This window comes from Nostoc sp. UIC 10607 (assembly GCF_047228265.1).
GTDB lineage: Bacteria > Cyanobacteriota > Cyanobacteriia > Cyanobacteriales > Nostocaceae > Nostoc > Nostoc foliaceum_A.
Genome location: NZ_JBIQNW010000001.1, coordinates 372,063 through 390,269, shown reverse-complemented (window position 1 = coordinate 390,269; position 18,207 = coordinate 372,063). Strand labels below are relative to the sequence as shown.

The 18,207-nt window shown below is 41.8% G+C and carries 18 protein-coding genes and 1 pseudogene; 10 read left to right on the top strand and 9 right to left on the bottom strand.

Translation table 11 applies throughout. The features are described from left to right. Positions 1-460 precede the first annotated feature (460 nt). The 4 genes and pseudogenes from ACEYW6_RS01600 to ACEYW6_RS01585 form a co-directional block, all read right to left on the bottom strand. Complete coding sequence (locus ACEYW6_RS01600; protein ID WP_412978367.1) at positions 461-1,309, bottom strand: prepilin peptidase; 849 nt, start codon at positions 1,307-1,309, stop codon at positions 461-463. Between the two features lie 102 nt (positions 1,310-1,411). Then, positions 1,412-1,672 (bottom strand): hypothetical protein, encoded by a 261-nt coding sequence (locus tag ACEYW6_RS01595; RefSeq protein WP_190891010.1) that lies wholly within the window; start codon positions 1,670-1,672, stop codon positions 1,412-1,414. A gap of 90 nt (positions 1,673-1,762) precedes the next feature. Then, positions 1,763-2,851, bottom strand: a complete 1,089-nt coding sequence (gene leuB / locus ACEYW6_RS01590; protein ID WP_412978366.1) for a 3-isopropylmalate dehydrogenase — start codon at positions 2,849-2,851, stop codon at positions 1,763-1,765. A 121-nt stretch (positions 2,852-2,972) separates the two neighbouring features. Next, positions 2,973-3,808 (bottom strand): annotated as a pseudogene (locus tag ACEYW6_RS01585) (IS5 family transposase). A 284-nt stretch (positions 3,809-4,092) separates the two neighbouring features. Between ACEYW6_RS01585 and ACEYW6_RS01580 the strand changes: the two are divergent. From ACEYW6_RS01580 to purT, 5 genes are all read left to right on the top strand, one after another. Next, the gene (locus ACEYW6_RS01580; RefSeq protein WP_196512855.1) at positions 4,093-4,947 is read left to right on the top strand and encodes a mechanosensitive ion channel family protein; all 855 of its coding nucleotides are present in this window, start codon (positions 4,093-4,095) and stop codon (positions 4,945-4,947) included. A 205-nt stretch (positions 4,948-5,152) separates the two neighbouring features. Further along, on the top strand, positions 5,153-6,103 hold the full coding sequence (locus tag ACEYW6_RS01575; protein ID WP_196512883.1) for an ABC transporter ATP-binding protein: 951 nt from the start codon (positions 5,153-5,155) through the stop codon (positions 6,101-6,103). Positions 6,104-6,147: 44 nt separating this feature from the next. Continuing rightward, entirely contained in the window at positions 6,148-7,914 is a 1,767-nt protein-coding gene (locus ACEYW6_RS01570) for an ABC transporter permease subunit (protein ID WP_412978365.1), read from the top strand. Between the two features lie 155 nt (positions 7,915-8,069). Further along, positions 8,070-8,552 carry a pentapeptide repeat-containing protein gene (locus tag ACEYW6_RS01565; protein WP_412978364.1) on the top strand — a complete coding sequence of 161 codons (483 nt, stop codon included), beginning with the start codon at positions 8,070-8,072 and terminating at the stop codon, positions 8,550-8,552. 65 nt (positions 8,553-8,617) lie between these two features. Next, positions 8,618-9,781, top strand: a complete 1,164-nt coding sequence (gene purT / locus ACEYW6_RS01560; protein WP_412978363.1) for a formate-dependent phosphoribosylglycinamide formyltransferase — start codon at positions 8,618-8,620, stop codon at positions 9,779-9,781. A gap of 114 nt (positions 9,782-9,895) precedes the next feature. On the opposite strand, the gene ACEYW6_RS01555 is transcribed toward purT, so the two are convergent. Continuing rightward, complete coding sequence (locus tag ACEYW6_RS01555; protein WP_190890993.1) at positions 9,896-10,471, bottom strand: TetR/AcrR family transcriptional regulator; 576 nt, start codon at positions 10,469-10,471, stop codon at positions 9,896-9,898. 102 nt (positions 10,472-10,573) lie between these two features. Here ACEYW6_RS01555 and ACEYW6_RS01550 point away from each other — a divergent pair, with 102 nt between their 5' ends. Then, on the top strand, positions 10,574-11,146 hold the full coding sequence (locus ACEYW6_RS01550; RefSeq protein WP_412978362.1) for a carboxymuconolactone decarboxylase family protein: 573 nt from the start codon (positions 10,574-10,576) through the stop codon (positions 11,144-11,146). Positions 11,147-11,166: 20 nt separating this feature from the next. Here ACEYW6_RS01550 and crtH read toward each other — a convergent pair whose 3' ends face one another. After that, positions 11,167-12,660: a carotenoid isomerase gene (gene crtH, locus ACEYW6_RS01545; protein WP_412978361.1), complete on the bottom strand. Its 1,494-nt coding sequence runs from the start codon at positions 12,658-12,660 to the stop codon at positions 11,167-11,169. A gap of 279 nt (positions 12,661-12,939) precedes the next feature. On the opposite strand from crtH, the gene upp reads away from it, so the two are divergent. The 3 genes from upp to ACEYW6_RS01530 all read left to right on the top strand — a co-directional run bounded on the left by upp (position 12,940) and on the right by ACEYW6_RS01530 (position 14,407). Then, on the top strand, positions 12,940-13,590 hold the full coding sequence (gene upp, locus ACEYW6_RS01540) for a uracil phosphoribosyltransferase (RefSeq protein WP_412978360.1): 651 nt from the start codon (positions 12,940-12,942) through the stop codon (positions 13,588-13,590). Positions 13,591-13,665: 75 nt separating this feature from the next. Further along, the gene (locus tag ACEYW6_RS01535) at positions 13,666-14,019 is read left to right on the top strand and encodes a hypothetical protein (RefSeq protein WP_190891464.1); all 354 of its coding nucleotides are present in this window, start codon (positions 13,666-13,668) and stop codon (positions 14,017-14,019) included. 127 nt (positions 14,020-14,146) lie between these two features. Then, on the top strand, positions 14,147-14,407 hold the full coding sequence (locus ACEYW6_RS01530) for a YggT family protein (RefSeq protein ID WP_190890983.1): 261 nt from the start codon (positions 14,147-14,149) through the stop codon (positions 14,405-14,407). Between the two features lie 264 nt (positions 14,408-14,671). Here the strand turns inward: ACEYW6_RS01530 and ACEYW6_RS01525 are convergent, their stop codons facing one another. Further along, entirely contained in the window at positions 14,672-15,103 is a 432-nt protein-coding gene (locus ACEYW6_RS01525; RefSeq protein ID WP_412978359.1) for a biotin carboxylase, read from the bottom strand. Positions 15,104-15,243: 140 nt separating this feature from the next. Here ACEYW6_RS01525 and ACEYW6_RS01520 point away from each other — a divergent pair, with 140 nt between their 5' ends. Beyond that, on the top strand, positions 15,244-15,879 hold the full coding sequence (locus ACEYW6_RS01520; RefSeq protein WP_190890978.1) for a hypothetical protein: 636 nt from the start codon (positions 15,244-15,246) through the stop codon (positions 15,877-15,879). 44 nt (positions 15,880-15,923) lie between these two features. Here the strand turns inward: ACEYW6_RS01520 and ACEYW6_RS01515 are convergent, their stop codons facing one another. Then, positions 15,924-17,153 (bottom strand): alpha/beta hydrolase, encoded by a 1,230-nt coding sequence (locus tag ACEYW6_RS01515; protein ID WP_412978358.1) that lies wholly within the window; start codon positions 17,151-17,153, stop codon positions 15,924-15,926. A gap of 107 nt (positions 17,154-17,260) precedes the next feature. Next, complete coding sequence (locus ACEYW6_RS01510) at positions 17,261-18,145, bottom strand: shikimate dehydrogenase (RefSeq protein ID WP_412978357.1); 885 nt, start codon at positions 18,143-18,145, stop codon at positions 17,261-17,263. Between the last annotated feature and the right edge of the window lie 62 nt (positions 18,146-18,207).

Here is an 18,207-nt window from a genome sequence, read left to right as displayed (position 1 = left end):
TCTCTTGCTACTTTTTTCAGCAGACTTAATTATATGGACGTACTGACAAAGCCATGAGAATACCAACCTCCAAATAAGATGCTTTCCCCCTCCTACCCAAATCAATTATTCGTATTGCTAGGTTATGAGCAATCAGCATCTGTTGCACTAATTGTGCTTGCGAACGGTTAATCGTCGTTAAGAGGGTAATACAAGTCACAAGCTGAATATTATCAAAATATGAAGGGTAGATGGGGTAATGTTGGTTACAGTCACGAATTATAAATATTTCTTATGAAATCACATTTGGGTGAGAGAAGAGGTAACACAATACGGTTCGGTTAAGGGAAGAGACGCGATTTATCACGTCTTTGTGATCTATAACTTTCATCAAAAAACCTTATCCGAACTGTATTGAGAGGTGACAGCAAATAATCTGTCCTCTGTAACCTGTACCCTATTTCCTTTTTCTGTCCTCAGTTCAAGACGCTGGAAAAAATAACCGCAGGTAGCTAGACAAAATGGCTTCGCCGCTAAACAGAGTAATCACAGATCCTAAAGCCAGAAAAGGGCCAAAAGGCATCTTTTGTCCTAACCTTGGTAGCGATGTCTTTTGACTGGCGGTTTTGCGTCTACCCATAATGAGACTGCTGCCAACTAACGCTCCCAGCAAACAAGCAATAAAACTAGCCAAGAGCAAATATTTCCACCCTAACCAGGCTCCCATCATGGCTGCTAACTTGGCATCACCCGCACCCATTGCAGCTTTACCAAAGGCAATTGAACCCAATAGGGCGATCGCATCAAACAGCCATAAACCCAATACTGCGCCAACTATCGCCATCATCAGGTGATTTACCAATGCCACGGAACTAGCCTCTGGTAAAAAACCAACCACCATTTGAAATAAAATCCCCACCACTAAACCCGACTGAGTAAGTGGATTGGGTAGGGTCATTGTATCTAAATCTATGAGCGATAGGGCCAATAACCAACTACAAAAAGCCCAATAGCCTATTGTTAAAGTCGAAACTTGAAATACCAAAAAAACTATTAAAAAAATTATGCCCGTTACCCCTTCTACCACAGGATAACGGACAGAAATTTTGCTTTTGCAATATCGACACCGCCCTCTTAAGGAAATCCAACCAAATACTGGTACATTGTCGTAAGCTTTTAGCTGGTTTAAGCAGTGGGGACAACGAGAGGGCGGCCAAAGAATTGACAACCCAGCAGGTAGCCGATAAACAATAACGTTGATAAAACTGCCAATAGATGCACCCAAAGCAAAGACCATTACACTCGCCGGAACGGCGAACAAAATGTCCATACAGTCATTTGTCCTTTGTCATTTGTTCTGTGTCATTTGTCGTTTATCTTTTGTCCTTTGTCGAGAACTAATGACTAATGACCAATGACCAATGACCAATGACTAATACATGTGCGATTCTATTTGACTCAACGGCACAAAACATTCTTGAGGTAAAAGAACTGGTTGGTTAGTAAAAATAACCTTACCTCGATGAGTCACACGATTAATTGCTACACCGGAAGATTGCCCAGCTATTTCGGGATGTACTTCACAGTGAGTATAGTATATCTGCCCAGCGGCTCTGATTAGGGCGGGATCAATCAAAGGCGATTGGATCTTTGGGGCAGTAAAATTTGCTTGACCTTGTCGTAATGCGTACACTATCGACTGTTATTTGATTGCTAGATTTCCCTTTAGTCTACCCGAAACTTATAGCAAAGGTTGCCAAATTGCCCAAGTTGCATTATTTGATTATTTTTTTTCAAGAGCTAAAATCAGTGCATCGCCCATAGCGCGGCAACCTAAGAGGTTTTTTCCTGGAGAAATTATATCCCCGGTGCGATCGCCTTGTTCTAAAACTTGCAATACGGCTTGTTCAATGTGATCTGCCGCTTTTGGTTGGTCTAAACCGTAACGCAACATCATCGCCGCACTCAAAACCTGCGCTAGAGGATTTGCCTTATCAAGTCCGGCAATATCTGGGGCGGAACCGTGGACTGGTTCAAACACACCAGGCCCAGAAGCGCCCAAACTAGCTGAGGGTAACATCCCAATGCTACCTGTGAGCATAGCAGCAGCGTCAGAAAGAATATCACCAAACAAGTTGCCTGTAACGATGGTATCGAACTGCTTAGGAGCGCGTACCAACTGCATAGCTGCATTATCTACATATAAATGAGAGAGTTCAATATCTGGATATTCCGTACTAAGTTGGGTGATGCGATCGCGCCACAACTGCGATACTTCTAATACATTCGCCTTATCTACCGAACAGAGTTTCCCACCGCGTTTTCTAGCCGCCTCAAAGGCCACCCGCCCAATGCGCTCAATTTCTGATTCCGTGTAAACCATTGTATTTACACCGCGTTTCTCACCAGTTTCTGTGGCAAAAATCCCTTTAGGTTTACCGAAGTAAATCCCACCAGTGAGTTCGCGCACCACCATAATATCCACGCCTTCGACAACTTCGCGCTTCAAAGTCGAAGCATCAATTAACTGGGGCAAAATTTTCGCTGGGCGCAAATTGGCAAATAATCCTAAACCTGCACGTAATCCTAACAAACCTGCTTCTGGGCGTAAATTGGATGGTAACGAATCCCACTTATAACCACCAATCGCAGCGAGTAACACAGCATCACTGTTACGGCAAGCCTCTAGAGTGGCAGATGGTAAGGGTTCGCCCGTGGCATCAATTGCTGCACCACCGATGAGGGCTTCTTGGAATTCAAACTTCAGATCAAATTGCTTCCCTACGACTTTCAGCACATCTACCGCCACTGCCATAATTTCAGGGCCAATGCCATCGCCGGGGAGTAGAGTAATGCGGTAGTTCTGGGTCATAGCTGATTATTACTAGGTAAATGCTTACAGATCAAATATCATACCTAGCAAAATGTACCATTGGAGTTTTTAATTTATATGATGCCCCTTGTACTTTTAGAGCTGATTCGTAAACAAAAGATTAAGCTGCCATTCGTTTTACCATCAGACGAATCAATGAGCCGTAAATCATTGCTTCACTTATCTCTGTGTACAACTCATAATCCTTACTCAAACGCCGAAATCGATTGAGCCAGCCGAATGTCCTTTCCACAATCCACCGCTTGGGTAATCGTTCAAATGTTTTCGATATTCTTTCAATCACCTCAACACGAACCTGTTCTCCGCAAACTTGCTTGACGGCTTGAGCAAAGTTTTCTCCTGAATAGCCTTGATCTACCCAAACAACTTCCAATTTGGACAATTCCTCAGCCGCTTCATGCAGTACAACCACAGCCCCCAAACGTTCCGACGCATTGGCTTCAGTCACTAAAACGCCAATCAACAAACCTTGAGAATCCACAACTATATGTCGCTTACGGCCTTTAACCTTCTTACCACCGTCGAAACCGTAGACCTCCCCTTTTTTTCCGTTGTTTTCACTGATTGAGAGTCAGCGATGTCTACGACGGGCTACGCCTACGCAACGGTAGATTGTTCATCTCTGCCTAAACTTTGTCGTAGATGATGGCGCACTTGGTCGTGAATCTGTTGCCAAATACCTTTGCGCTGCCATTTCTGAAAGTAGCCGTACACCGTTGTATAAGGAGGAAGGTCATGAGGTAGCATTTCCCACTGACACCCGGTACGTTGCACGTAGAAAATAGCATTGAGAATTTCTCTTAAATCTACTTCTACCGGATGCCCAAATCCCTTTGGTGTAGGTAGAAGAGGCTTGAGAATTAACCATTCGGCATCGCTTAAATCACTTGGGTAGGGTTTGCGGTGCGGATTCTCAATTTCTGGTAGACGGCTCATCGATAACAACATAACTACACTCGATTTAGCCTATAACCTGAGTAAAGTCAAATTCAGTTCTCTTTAGATTTTCTTTACGAATCAGCTCTTAGGGCAGGTAAGATGCCTACCCCACCAGAAACTATTTATATTCGTCCAAAAATTTCCAGACATTCTTCGATAACACTTTGCTTTTTACTGCGTAGCACACCAAAAATTAAAAAAAAGTATCTATAGGAGATTTTTATTTAATTTATTGTATGTTTATTGTGTTTAATAATTCTCAAACAAAAAAATAAAAAATTATGGATTTCAGACAAATTAGCGTAGTTGCTAGTCAACTTTTAACTCAGTTTGGGCTGAAAGTTTTAGGTGCAATCGCTCTGTGGCTGATTGCTCAACGCTTGATTGATTTTGGATTGAAGCTAGCCCGACGTGCTTTCCGAAGCCAACAGGTTGATCCGACACTGATTAACTATCTTCTGAATATCATTGGCGTTACGTTGAGAATTGTTCTAGTTGTGGCAATTCTCGGCTTCTTTGGGGTTGAAACAACTTCCTTTGCTGCATTGCTAGCAGGAGCCGGCATTGCAATTGGTGCAGCATGGGGAGGACTACTAGCAAACTTTGCAGCCGGAGCATTTTTAATCGTTTTTCGACCATTCAAAGTTGGTGATTTCATTACGACAGCAGGTGTCACAGGTACTGTTACAGAACTTGGGCTGTTCACAACTAGTATTAATACACCTGATAATGTATTGACGATTGTTGCCAATAATAAAATCTTTGCTGACAATATCCAGAATTATTCTGCCAATCCTTACCGTCGGGTTGATTTGGTAGCTCAACTCCATCATGATGTGAGACATAACGAAGCGATCGCACTTTTGAAAGCGAAAATTAGCCAAATTCCTAATGTCCTTCAAAATCCAGCACCGGATGTAGAAATTCAGGATTTCAACTTTGCAGGGCCTGTACTAGCAGTACGTCCTTATTGCAATAATGACCACTACTGGCAGGTTTACTTCGACACTAATAAAGCTATCCGTGAAACCTTTAGCGAAGCTGGATATCCAATTCCCGAATACCGTTATACAGTTAACGGTTCATCTGGTAATGGGATTAATAACGCCATCCCACCACTATCCGAAATAACTTGATAGTAGAGTAAAAAGTCAAGGTTTTAGTTGCAAAGTTTTCCTAAATAGCACAATAAGAATTAAAAAGTAGTTAAAGCTTATGCCTTAACTACTTTTTTATGTCGCCAATTTCCTTACAGTCAGTTTCAATTTCCGAAACCAGACTGACAGAAGCTGTAGAAAAAGGTTAGGTTAACTGTTAATCACAAGCCGCACCCCAGCAGCGATGGTAAAAGAATTAGCAATTTGCACCCGTGGACTAACTAAGCAATTTGACCGACATGTTGCTGTCAATGATGTTGATTTAGAAATCCAGGCGGGAGAAGTATACGGACTGATTGGGCCGAATGGCGCGGGTAAAACAACTCTCATCCGAATGTTGGCAACTGCTGAGGAACCAACTACGGGTGAGATTTATATTAATGGCGATCGCCTACTCCGTGACAAGAGTAATCCCAAACTTAAGCGTCGTCTAGGCTACTTACCTGATGACTACCCATTGTATGAGGATTTGACAGTCTGGGACTACCTAGATTATTTTGCACGTCTGTATCGTTTGCGAGAACCACGCCGCACTCAACGCCTGCATGAAGTTTTAGAATTAATCCAACTTGGAAATAAACGTAATAGCCAGATTTCTACTCTGTCGCGGGGGATGAAACAGCGCTTAAGTTTAGCGCGAACCATTATCCACGAACCGATTTTACTACTACTAGATGAGCCTGTTTCTGGACTTGACCCCATCGCCAGGATGCACTTCCGTGAAATTATCAAGGCTTTGCAAGAAGCTGGGATGACTGTAATTATTTCTTCCCATGTTCTTAGTGATTTAGCGGAACTGTGTACTTCTGTGGGAATTATGGAACTTGGCTTTTTGGTAGAAAGTACTTCCCTAAAGCAACTTTATCAACGTCTTTCCCACCAGCAAATTGTGATATCAACTCTGGGTAACCTAGAAGCACTATTAAGGGAATTGAAACATCATCATTTAGTAGAAGAGTGGGAGGTGATATCAGGAAAAAATAGTATAAGGGTGAATTTTTCGGGCAAAGATGAAGATAGTGCTGAGTTGTTGCGATCGCTCATTAAAGCAGGTATTCCTCTGACTGATTTTCACTGCACACAAGAAGACTTAGAAACTATTTTCTTAAAATTAGGTCACAAGCAAGCATCTTGATTCGTCAATAAATATCACTCCCCATTTTTGGAGAATTTTTTGCTATGATGCTCAATTTAATAGACAAAATTGGCGATTGGAATCCGCAACTATTGCGGGAACTCAAAGGACGGCTGAAATTTTTTAATGTAGCGATCGCAGTTGCAACATCCTTATTACTGCAACTGGTAGTTTTTTTATATCAGTTCCGCGATTTCCCTGGTGATGAATACTCTCTTACTGGCGAATACTGTCGTTTGCGTAAAGTATATGAATGGCGGCAAAAAGAGATTTACCAACAATCATCTCCATCTAAAATTAATGATTTAAATGATTTAATTTCAAATAATTTTTGCCCAGAAAATGAAATTGATTTGCAGTTGTGGTGGCGAGACCATTGGGAATATATATTTTTAGCGTTTAGTGTAATTTTTGTATTTACACTATTAGTTGCAGGGACTTATTTATTAATCAACGACTTAGCCAAAGAAGAAACTCGTGGTACGCTGAATTTCATCCGTCTCAGTCCCCAATCAGAAACAAGTATATTGACTGGCAAGTTGCTAGGAGTTCCGAGTTTAATTTATCTCGTTATCTTAGCAGCAATTCCTTTACATTTGTGGGCTGGGCGTTCTGCCAAAATTGCCTTTAGTTACATTTTGAGTTACTACGCAATTCTTGCTGCTAGCTGTATTTTATTCTACAGTGCTGCATTACTCTTTGGCTTAGTTAGTCGTTGGTTCAGCGGTTTTCAGCCTTGGTTAGGTAGTGGTGCAGTATTGCTTTTTTTGTTCACAACAATGGTACTGGCATCGTCTTATAACAACAATTTAAATAATTCAACTGCTTGGTTCAGACTCTTTAGTCCTTGGGATGTAACAAATTATCTTTTTCCTAATTTGTTCAATCTATCTAATGGTTATCCCCTGAAAAACTGGCAGTTTTTCTATTTACCATTAGGGGCAAGTGTTGTTAGTGTTGTTGGTTTCCACTTACTTAACTTTGGATTGTGCAGTTACGGGATTTTGCAAGCTCTGAAACGTTGCTTTCGTAATCCTGAAGGCTCAATAATCAGCAAAAAGCAAAGTTATTTATTAGTAGCTTTTTGCCAGTTCATGATGTGGGGATTTGCTCTACAAGTTGGTAAAAATAACGAAAGATGGGTTGAACAGGTTGGGGAAAATTATATTTTACTGGTACTTTACAACTTGGCGTTAATTTTAAGTTTAATTGCGGTTCTTTCTCCTCACCGCCAAGATGTACAAGATTGGGCAAGATATCGACATCAAGGATTTTCTAGCCACAAGAGTGTTTGGCAGGATCTAATATGGGCTGAAAAAAGCCCTGCACTCGTAGCGATCGCAATTAATCTTACAATTGTTACTATCCCTTGGCTAGTTTGGATTTCATTTACATCTGTTTTTGATGCGAACGATGGCCAAAATTTGCTGAGTCACGATATTGGCAGGTTTAAAGTACTTTTAGCTATAGCTTTGTCTATCAGCTTAATGATGATTTATGCTACCGTCGCTCAATTGATACTTTTGCTCAAAACTCCCAAACGTTCTTTTTGGGCAATAGGTACTATAGGTGCAATCACGTTCCTACCACCGATGATTCTAGAAGTTATCGGCATCTCCTCGTGGAAATATCCTAATGTATGGCTGTTTTCAACTTTTCCTTGGGCAGCTATAGAATACGCTGGGACGACAACAATTTTTATGGCACTCCTCGCCGAGTTGAGTGTTCTAGCGTTGTTAAACTTTCAGTTAACAAGGCAGGTGAGATTAGCAGGTGAGTCTGCTACGAAAGCATTATTGGCAGGACGTTAGGTAAGTAGTTATCTCTAAATTTAGAACCCCGATTACTTTGAAAAATCGGGGTTATTGTTTTTCATGAATGATTTAGGACTGCTATATTATCTATTATTTACTGACATCATCTGTTCAATTTTTAATCTTTTTAAGTATCACTACAATCAGAAATTATGTTAAATCACCGTACTCACGACCTACGCCACACAGCCATTCAGTTTTTAGAACAAAGTCCTCCACAGCGTCTGCAAATTCTTAAACAATTGGGTATAGCTCGTTATGAATTTTTAACCAAGATACGACTAAATGAAGCAAATATCATTTGTATGATGCGATTTTTTAAATATCCAAGTCAGCTAAAATTTCCTAATCTTATAGGAGCAGATTTATCTGGTTTAATTTTAGATGGCGTAAATTTCATCCGAGGAAACTTATCAGGAGCAAATTTACAAGGTAGCAGTTTAGTCAATGCAGACCTCTTATTTGCAAATTTTACGAAAGCCGACTTGAGAAATGCCGATTTACGAGGTACAACTCTGAACGAGACTATTTGGTTAGAGACACTAGTAGATAAGTGTCAGCTTGGAGTAGGTACTGGTTTAAATCATCTGCAACGTCAAGATTTACAACTACGGGGTGCTAGATTTAATTTTTGAGAAGATGGTAATTAAAACACACAAAATTATAAAATTATTAAATTGAGATTAACCTGGATAAGTTAATGAGTATTAAGTTGCCCCAAAAATTGATGTTGCTGGGTTCAGGAGAACTAGGCAAAGAATTTGCGATCGCTGCTCAACGTCTTGGTAATTATGTGGTTGCAGTTGACCGCTACGCTAATGCTCCGGCGATGCAAGTTGCTGATGCTTATGAAGTTATTTCTATGCTCAGTGCTGATGATTTAGAAGCTGTAGTGACAAAACACCAGCCAGATATTATTATACCAGAAATCGAAGCAATTAGAACAGAAAAACTGCTTGAATTTGAACAGCGAGGAATTACAGTTATACCGACTGCGGCTGCTACTAACTATACAATGAACCGCGACAGAATTCGGGAACTGGCACATCAAGAATTAGGCATCAGAACGGCTAAATATGGTTATGCAACAACTCTAGAAGAATTGATTGCAGTTTCTGATGAAATTGGGTTTGGTAATGTTGTTAAACCTGTGATGTCATCTTCTGGTAAAGGTCAGTCTGTAGTGCAGGATAAGAGTGAAGTTGAGAAGGCTTGGAATTATGCGATCGCTAATTCTAGAGGAGACAGTCAAAAGGTCATCGTAGAAGAATTTATTAACTTTGAAATTGAGATCACTTTACTGACAATTAAACAGTGGAATGCACCGACAATTTTTTGTTCTCCTATTGGCCATCGCCAAGAAAGAGGCGATTATCAAGAATCGTGGCAACCTGCACTAATTTCTGAAGACAAAATATTAAAAGCTCAAGAAATAGCCATAAAAGTCACTGATGCATTAGGAGGAGCCGGAATTTTTGGCGTTGAGTTTTTCATTACTAAAGATGAAGTGATTTTTTCTGAACTTTCTCCCAGACCTCACGATACGGGAATGGTGACATTAATCTCACAAAATCTCAATGAATTTGAACTACATCTGCGAGCTATATTAGACTTGCCAATTCCTCATATAGAACAGCTAGGAGCATCAGCTAGTGCAGTAATTTTGGCCTCACAAAAATCTGATTCTATTGCTTTTAGTGGTGTAGCTGATGCTTTGTCAGAAAAAGATGTAGATATTAAATTATTTGGTAAACCTAGTGCCCATCCATATCGGCGAATGGGCGTAGCTTTAGCGAAAGGTGTGAATGTCCAAGAGGCTAGACAAAAAGCTACAAAAGCTGCAAGTAAAATTCAAATCATCTAGCTCTGTTAACTAAGTTGACTTACATCTTGTACCAGAACACCGAACAACTAGAAATCGCGGCTATATAAGCGAAGTCTACCTAATTTCTTTTGTGTAATTGACCATGTGTTCATGTCAATTTCCTATGTTGGCATCAATCAGAACCGAGAGCGCACTTTGAGCAAATGTTGCTCCGTTCGGTGACTGTTCGATTGTTGCCATTAAGCTGGCTCCTCCAATCAGCAGAAGGTACTGTTGCGAAAAGAATTCTGGATTTTTAACGCCTGCATCAGCCGCCAAGCGCACAATAATTTGTCGAATTGACTCACGTAGGTCTACCGAAACCTGATGTGCTTTATGAGAGGCATCGGCAATTTCCAAAACAGCATTGATGAAGGGACAACCCCGAAAATTGGGACTTGAGTACCATTCACGCAACACATCAAACGTTCCTAATAAGCGTTCTTTGGGTGTAATGCCTCGCTCTGAAACTGCATCTTCAAACCAGCATAACCACTGGATAGCGCGATATTTCATCACTTCCTCGATTAATAAGTCTTTGGAAGGAAACCAACGGTAAAGCGTCCGTTTAGCAACACCTGAGGCTGCAATGACTTCATTAATACCGACATGCTGAATCCCCTTCTGGTAGAAGAGTTCAGAAGCCGTTTCCAGGATTTGTTGCCGAGCGTGACTTGATTCAGTAGTCATAGTTAAATGAGTAGACAAGATTGTCTCCTTTGAAATACAATAACACCAACTTTTAGTAGACAAGTTTGTCTACTTTTTTTTGTACATTTGAGGCAACAACCAATGGAATTTACCATTTACACGATTGATACCGCGCCTGAAGACTCTAAAGCAGCATTAGTTCACGCACAACAAACGTTTGGGTTTATTCCAAATTTAGAGGGAGTTTTCGCCCAAGCACCAGCATTGCTCAAAGGTTCGATGACACTATGGGATTTGTTTACTACGACAAGTTTCAGCCCAATTGAACAGCAAATCATTTATTTGACTGTGAATTATGAACACGAGTGTCACTACTGCATGGCAGCCCACTCCGGCTTGGCAAAGATGATGGGTATGAAGAGTGAAGATATTCAAGCGCTACGTGATAATACACCACTCAAAGAGCCAAAATTGCAAGCACTGCGCTGTTTTACGCAACGAATAATTCAAGCACGGGGTTGGGTTGAAGATGCTGAAATTCAGGAATTTTTAGCAGTTGGTTATGATAAGCAACAAGTACTAGAAGTCATTCTGGGCATAGCAATTAAAGTGATGCACAACTACACAAACCACATTGCTAAAACGCCTCTTGATAAACCATTTCAGCCATACATTTGGTCAAAGCCTGGAATCGAGAGCGTCAATAGCATTTGACGGAACTCTAAAGGGGTACTTCACAATCTTAAATCTACGGCAATGCGATGGGCGCAAGCAAACCCAGAAAAAGCGACTGCATTCAATCCTTGACCAGGAAAAGTACTATCCCCCACACAATAAAGTCCTGGAATAGCTGTGCGATTAAAGGGCATACTTAATAACCCCCGCAACTTGCGCCGGGGGATTGGGCCATAGGTGCCATCATGACGACCCAAAAAGCGGCGATGGCTGCGGGGTGTTCCCACTTCCAGATAATCCAATCCAGCATCTAAGCCTGGAAAAATCTTCTCTAGGCGGTCAATAATTCGCCAAGCCGCCTCTTCTTTCTTCGCTTCGTACTCACTGGGAGAAAGTTTTTGCCAATCCTCAATCCAGTGAGGCGTGAAGGCATGAATGATGTGATATCCACTAGGTGCTAAATCTGGATCAAGCAATGTGGGAATCGAAACAAAAACTGTGCCTTCCACTGCTGTCATCTTTTCCCAATCTTCCAGCAAAATATGGTGACACTCTGTTTTCGCAGGTAAAACTGACTCCTTTACCCCGATGTGTAAACTCAAGAAGCTTGGAGATTTTTGATAATTTTGTTGCCACTTTTTCTCATTATGTGGCATTGCTTCTGCTGGTAATAATTGTTCAAATGTATCCCAGCGTGTAGCATTAGAAACTATGCGTTTACCCCGATATACTTTACCATTAGCCAGTTGCACACCTACCGCTTTTCCCTGTTCTGTGAGAATCTTCGTGACTCTAGCTTGGTACTGAATCTTACCTCCAGCCTTTTCTAGACCTTCCACCAGTTTTTGGGCAATTTGTCCCACTCCGCCTTTGGGATAGTTAACTCCGCCATAATGCCTGTCAGAAAAAACCATCCCAGCATTAATCATTGGTGTCATGTCCGATGGAACCACCGACCAGCAATAACATTCCATATCGATAAATTTCAATAATTGCGGGTCTTTGATGTAGCGTCGCGCCACGTCGCCAGCATTTTGGGGCAGATACTTAGCTAAACCGAGACACGCCAAAGGATGCTGGAAAAATACCCGCAGTAGATACCGAGGTTCTTCCAGCGACAGCAAATCCATGCTGTTGAGACACTTGAATACTTTTTGGCATTCGTCATAAAAGCGACGAATCCCCTGTTCTTCATGAGGAAAATGAGCAGTAAGATTTTGCAAAAATTTTTCATAAACCCGGTCAACCTTCAAGTTTAAACCTTGGGGTAGATGATAGTGAATCTGCACCGGATCTGCGATCGCTTCTTGGCTGACATTTACAGCTGATAATGCACGGGTGAGTAAGTTGGTAGTACCATTTTGTCCCAGCCCAAAAATCATCGATGCGCCAACATCAAATCGATAGCCTTGGCGTTCAAAATAACCAGCGCTACCACCTGGAATCAAATAACGTTCCAGTACCAGCACTTTCGCTCCCTTCGCTGCTAACTGAGTCGCTGTTACTAATCCGCCAATCCCAGACCCAATCACGATCGCATCAATATCTTGCATTTTTGCCTTTTGTCATTAGTCTTTTGTTTATTTTCCAATACCTAATGACAAAAAAGAGGGACGAGCCTGCTACTGCTGGCTAATCCCGTCTGCCGATCCTTAAAAGAGAGGAGAACACTGTATAACAATATAACCTTGATTGACAATTAATGTCAACTATTAATGAAAATTTTTATCAATAAAAATGAGAGTGTTAATTGATCAGCTGTCAGCCGGATGCAGGAAGGAGTATTATGGTGTTTCAGTTCTCATACAATAAAAAGGCGCCTGTTTCCGGCTATGACGCTACAATTGCGCGTTTATGTTCCACCCCATCCCCTGATCAAACACTGGCTGGCAGTTGCCCGTGATGCAGGCACACCTTCAGTCCTATTTCGCAGTGCCATGACTGAGTTGGGAAGATGGCTGACTTATGAAGCTGCGCGAGACTGGTTGCCGACCCAAGAAACAGCGGTGCAGAGTCCCTTGGATACCTGTCCAGCAACGGTGATTGATCCGCAAGTGCCTATGGCAGTAGTGCCGATTCTGCGGGCTGGACTAGGATTACTTGAGGGAGCGCAGACTTTATTGCCTTTAGCATCGATTTACCACCTTGGCTTGGCGCGAGATGAAGAGACACTGCAACCTCATTGTTATCTGAACAAGTTACCAGAAAAATTTGACCCCCAAACACGAGTGTTGATTACCGATCCAATGTTGGCAACCGGGGGATCAATCATGGCAGCAATGGCAGAATTGACACAACGGGGTGCTGATCCAGCCTTGACGCGGATTATTAGTGTAGTGGCGGCTCCACCAGCTTTGCAAAAACTGAGTGAAGCTTATCCAGGTTTAATAATTTACACCGCGACTATTGACGAAAAACTGAACAGCAAGGGGTATATTGTACCGGGATTGGGAGATGCAGGCGATCGCATCTTTGGGACTTAAGCTAGTATGCAGCTAGGGCAGGAAAATAGCATAACTACTGTAAAAGTTGCAAGGTTTGTTGAAGGCGGTAAAGATATGAGTCAGCGAGATGGTTTTGGCAGTGGTTTTTTAGCAGGGGCGGTTGTCGGTGGCGTATTTGGCGGTGTCATCGGGGCCCTGATTGCTTCTCGACGCGATCCAGAATTGCTAACGGAGGAGGAGGCAGAACTTACAGATAGCCAACTCGAAGCTAAGAAGATAGCGGCAAAGCGGCGTCAGATGAAAGCCTCAGAAAGTGAGAGCATTGGCATAGAAACGGCTAGGCGATCGCTAGAAGATAAAATTGCCCAGCTAAATGCCACAATTGATGAAGTGCGAAAGCAACTGGGAAATGTTAATGGCGGTTCACCCCAAGCAAGCAATGAACGCACCCTCACTAAAGACTCCTGAGGTTTGTTCAGGCGTGGTGAAAGTGTCAAATATGGTAAATGTGGAATCCGCAAACACCATGACATGGACTAAATTAAAATTAAAAGATAAGACCGCGTTTGACACTTAGTAGGAAACCAAACTATCCATGAATCCTCTAGAGTTACTGATTAACACTCTGGCTACTTTTACGCAGATTTATACTTTTCTGCTGCTGATTCGCGTGCTGTTGACCTGGTTCCCGACGATTAACTGGTATGACCAACCATTTGCTGCTTTGAGCCAGATAACTGACCCTTATCTGAATCTATTTCGCAGAATTATTCCCCCATTGGGCGGCATTGATTTTTCGCCAATGTTAGCGATTATACTGCTTCAAATAGTAGGTGGTGGTTTGCAAGCCGTCTGATAACACAGAACTTGCATTTTATTCCATGTTCAACTAATGAATTTTAGGTCTGGGCTAACTAGCTCAGACTTATGCAAGGTCAAGTGCCCAACAGCGATCTCTTCATTAGAGAAATACTGCCAAAGTGGGATTTTACTATGAAAGAAAGCAGCATCGCTACACGCTACATTCTGTCAAGGGACTATTCCTATTTGTCAGCTATTTATCCCAATACCGAATATTTCGATAAACTGCGAGACTTTTAGCCGTAAAAGTTAAAATTTATTATCTACGCACTTGACCACTAAACCCGGCAGCCTTAAACTGCTTTAGCTTCAACGGAGTAGGCTGATTCGCAGGTACAGAAATCCTCAATTCAAAATCGCTAATGCCTGGTGGCACCTCGGTAATAGAACCTAAGCGAGTCCGGTTTTGCATCACCGAGTCATTATTGGCATCATAGATGCGTCCAAAAATATCTGCGTCGTAGACTGTCTTATTAGTGCCATTTTCTGCTTTGCCAATGACAAGAAAACAATTGGCAGCGGCGCTACCACTACTGATAACAGCCCCTTGTGCTAGTTCTGGTGGACAATCTTTATAAGAGACATCAAATAGTTTAATCTGTGTCAGGGCTACAGCTGAGGGAGTAATCACCCACGATAGAAAGGTGATGAGACAGGAAATAAAAACGACCGTGAGTGAACGCAACTGCATAAAAGACCCCGTGACTTGATTTAACAAACAATATGTAACTTATAACCTCAGCTTACCTGAATTTAACTACAGGGTAATTAGAGACTTTAATTTAACATTTGTAATAATTAGGGAAATAAACCCTTAATTGCTATTAACTTATGACTCCAGATGAGATTGAAACAGCTATGCTTGCAGCCTTTAATCGTTGTGATGTAGCAAGCTGTCCTCTCACTGACACGCAGAAACAGATATTACTGCAAGTGGTCGAGCAAATTCAGGGAAATTCTACCTTTGGGATGTCAAATATTGCTAATCCCTTAGACGAACTTACCCCAGAGGAGTTAGAAGCATTTTTACAGTTTGTTAAGGATGAAGAACAACGTAACCGCACTTGGAAAGTGCAATTACTCAATGACTGGTTGCTGGAAAACGACTCTGGAACAGTACAATTCATTCGCCAACGTTATGGTTTACAGTGGCTGAATCGGGTTGAGTCATATCATTTTGATAAGTATTCTTATTTTGAGGATGCACTAAAGTTAAGAGTAGGCGATCGCATTGAAGTTTCCAATGCACTATGGGAATGGGTGCAAGAAGATGGGCCTTGTAAGCGCGAATGGTTTCCCTGTATGGTGATTAAGGTCGAGGAAATTAGCGATGTCTACGACGGGCTACGCCTACGCGATGATACCTCTACTAACTGCGTCGTCCGCTTCTTCAACGGCTCTGAGTATGAAATTCAAGGAATCTACGAATGGAATCGCTATAACTGGCGCTGGCCGCAAAAGGAGTGAGGAGTGAGGAGTTCTGATAAAGCTCAATGAGTCTTTTAACTTCGTTAATGAGCCTTTATACTCTGATTGCTGCTGTACTTGAACAACGCCCAAGCCAAAAACCTTTCGGTATGATACAACGCTAATTGATTGCTCACACCATTAAAAACAGCATCAAAAGCGTGTTCTGCCCAAGGAATTTCTAGAAAAACCGCAGTATTGCCAGAATCATGTAAACGTTCATACATCCGTCTGCCAAATCGTGCTTCTACCAAATGGTCACGACTGCCGTAAATTAATAAAGTTGGTGGTAAAGGGTGCGTCAGATAATTTATTGGTGAAGCAATTTTATACTGATTGGGTAATTCTTCTAAAGAACCACCGAGAAATGCTTTTAAAACAGCGCGGGTGTTGATAGGATCGGGATTTGGTGGTGTTTTGTATCCTCCAGTTAAGTTGACAGGCCCGTAATAGTTCACCACAGCCCGAATAGGTGGTGCATCCGCTTGATAAGCCGCTAGCATTGCTAGGTGCGCTCCCGCAGAACGTCCTAAAAGTACCATACGTTCTGAATCAGCTTCATATTCGGCTGCATGTTTGCGAATAAAATTCAGGGCTGTACGCACATCATCTAACTGAGATGGAAACCGATATTTAGGTGCGTGTCGATAGTCAATCGCAAATACCGTATATCCCTGATGAGCGATATATTGATTAAACTCAGAATTGGCATGAGGGTTACCATATTGCCAAGCTCCACCATAAATTACCACCACTGCTGGATATTTCCCCACCTCTGGAGGTTGGTAAACTTCCATTTTTAAAGGCACTCCCGCAGGAGAAGCAAAGAGAATATCTTTTTGATGACGCGTTTTACCTAATGGAATACCCCGGAAAAAATTAACTAAGTTAAAGGGATGGGTTTGCATCTTAGCCATTACTTGGACTGGAATTTGCTCTAGATAATTTGCTCCCAGTCCTTGTTTCATCGCTTTAGCCATCTGCATTTGAGTTAGTGGGATATTCACTAGCACCCATCCACAAATTAGCAATCCTATCAAACTGAAAATATAAGCTAAACGCTGTAGTTTACGGCGACGGATGTAGAACAAAGAAAGCAATAAAGATAGCAAATTTAATAACAATAACCAAGGACTGACTTCTGGCGCTCCCACTGCTAGGGTGAGTAAAAACATATTTGGAGCAGGAAGAAGAATCCAAGAACTAAGAAATAGACTTGCAAAACTTAGTAATAATACAAGCCATGATAAAAGTATTTTGGGTTTAGCAAACATAGACGAAAGGGCGGGACAAATGACTTAAAGAAGTACAATCTATCCGCCAATGCTAAGGTTGGCAATAGATTTATCTGTAAATGGTAAATAAGGTAATTATTTCTCCATCAATCTAAACCTAAATGCTTTTGCAATGCTTGGCGCATCACTTCTACAGGTACAGTTTCCTGCTGTAACCAAATTTTTAATGCTGCTACCCCTTGTTGAACTAGCATTTCTAAGCCATCGATCGCAATTGCGCCTTGTTTTTCTGCCTGCTGAAGAAATTGCGTCGGTTTCGGAATATATATTAAATCGTAAGCGATCGCACCCTTGGGTAAATTTGCTATTACCTCTAGACTCAAAGGCGACTCATCAACCTTAGGATACATACCTATGGGGGTTGTGTTTACCAGCAGATTTGCTTGGGGAATTAGCTTTGGCAATTCCTCCCATTGATGAACTTGTAAATTTTCGCTTATAGGTGAATTGCTCCAACTATTAGCAAATTCTTGTAATCTCTGCACATTACGCCCAACAACATGAATTTTGGCAAAACCTAGTTGGTGACAACCTGCTACAACTGCTCTGGCCGCGCCACCATTGCCTAAAATTACCGCTACCTTCTGGCTCCAATCCTGCTGATACGTTGTCTGCAAAGGAGCGATAAATCCTTCTATATCTGTGTTTGTCCCCACCCATTGATTATTTTGGCGACTAACAGTATTCACTGCGCCTATAGTTTGAGCAAGAGGGGTAATTTTTGAGAGGAGAGGCATGATTGCCTGCTTATGAGGTATTGTCACGCTAAAACCGACAACATCAATAGCTGCGAAACCTGCGATCGCCACCTCTAAATTCTGTGGTTCGATAGGAAAGGGAAGATAAACGTAATCTAATCCTAAATGAGCGATCGCAGCATTATGCATCGCTGGCGACAGCGAATGTTCCACCGGATGTCCAATTACCCCTAGTAGTTTAGTTTTGCCTGTAATCAATTTTTCTTTAGTCATTAGTGATTCCCCTCCAGTCTCCTTTGCTCCTTCACTCCTTCGACTAGCCTACAATTATTAAA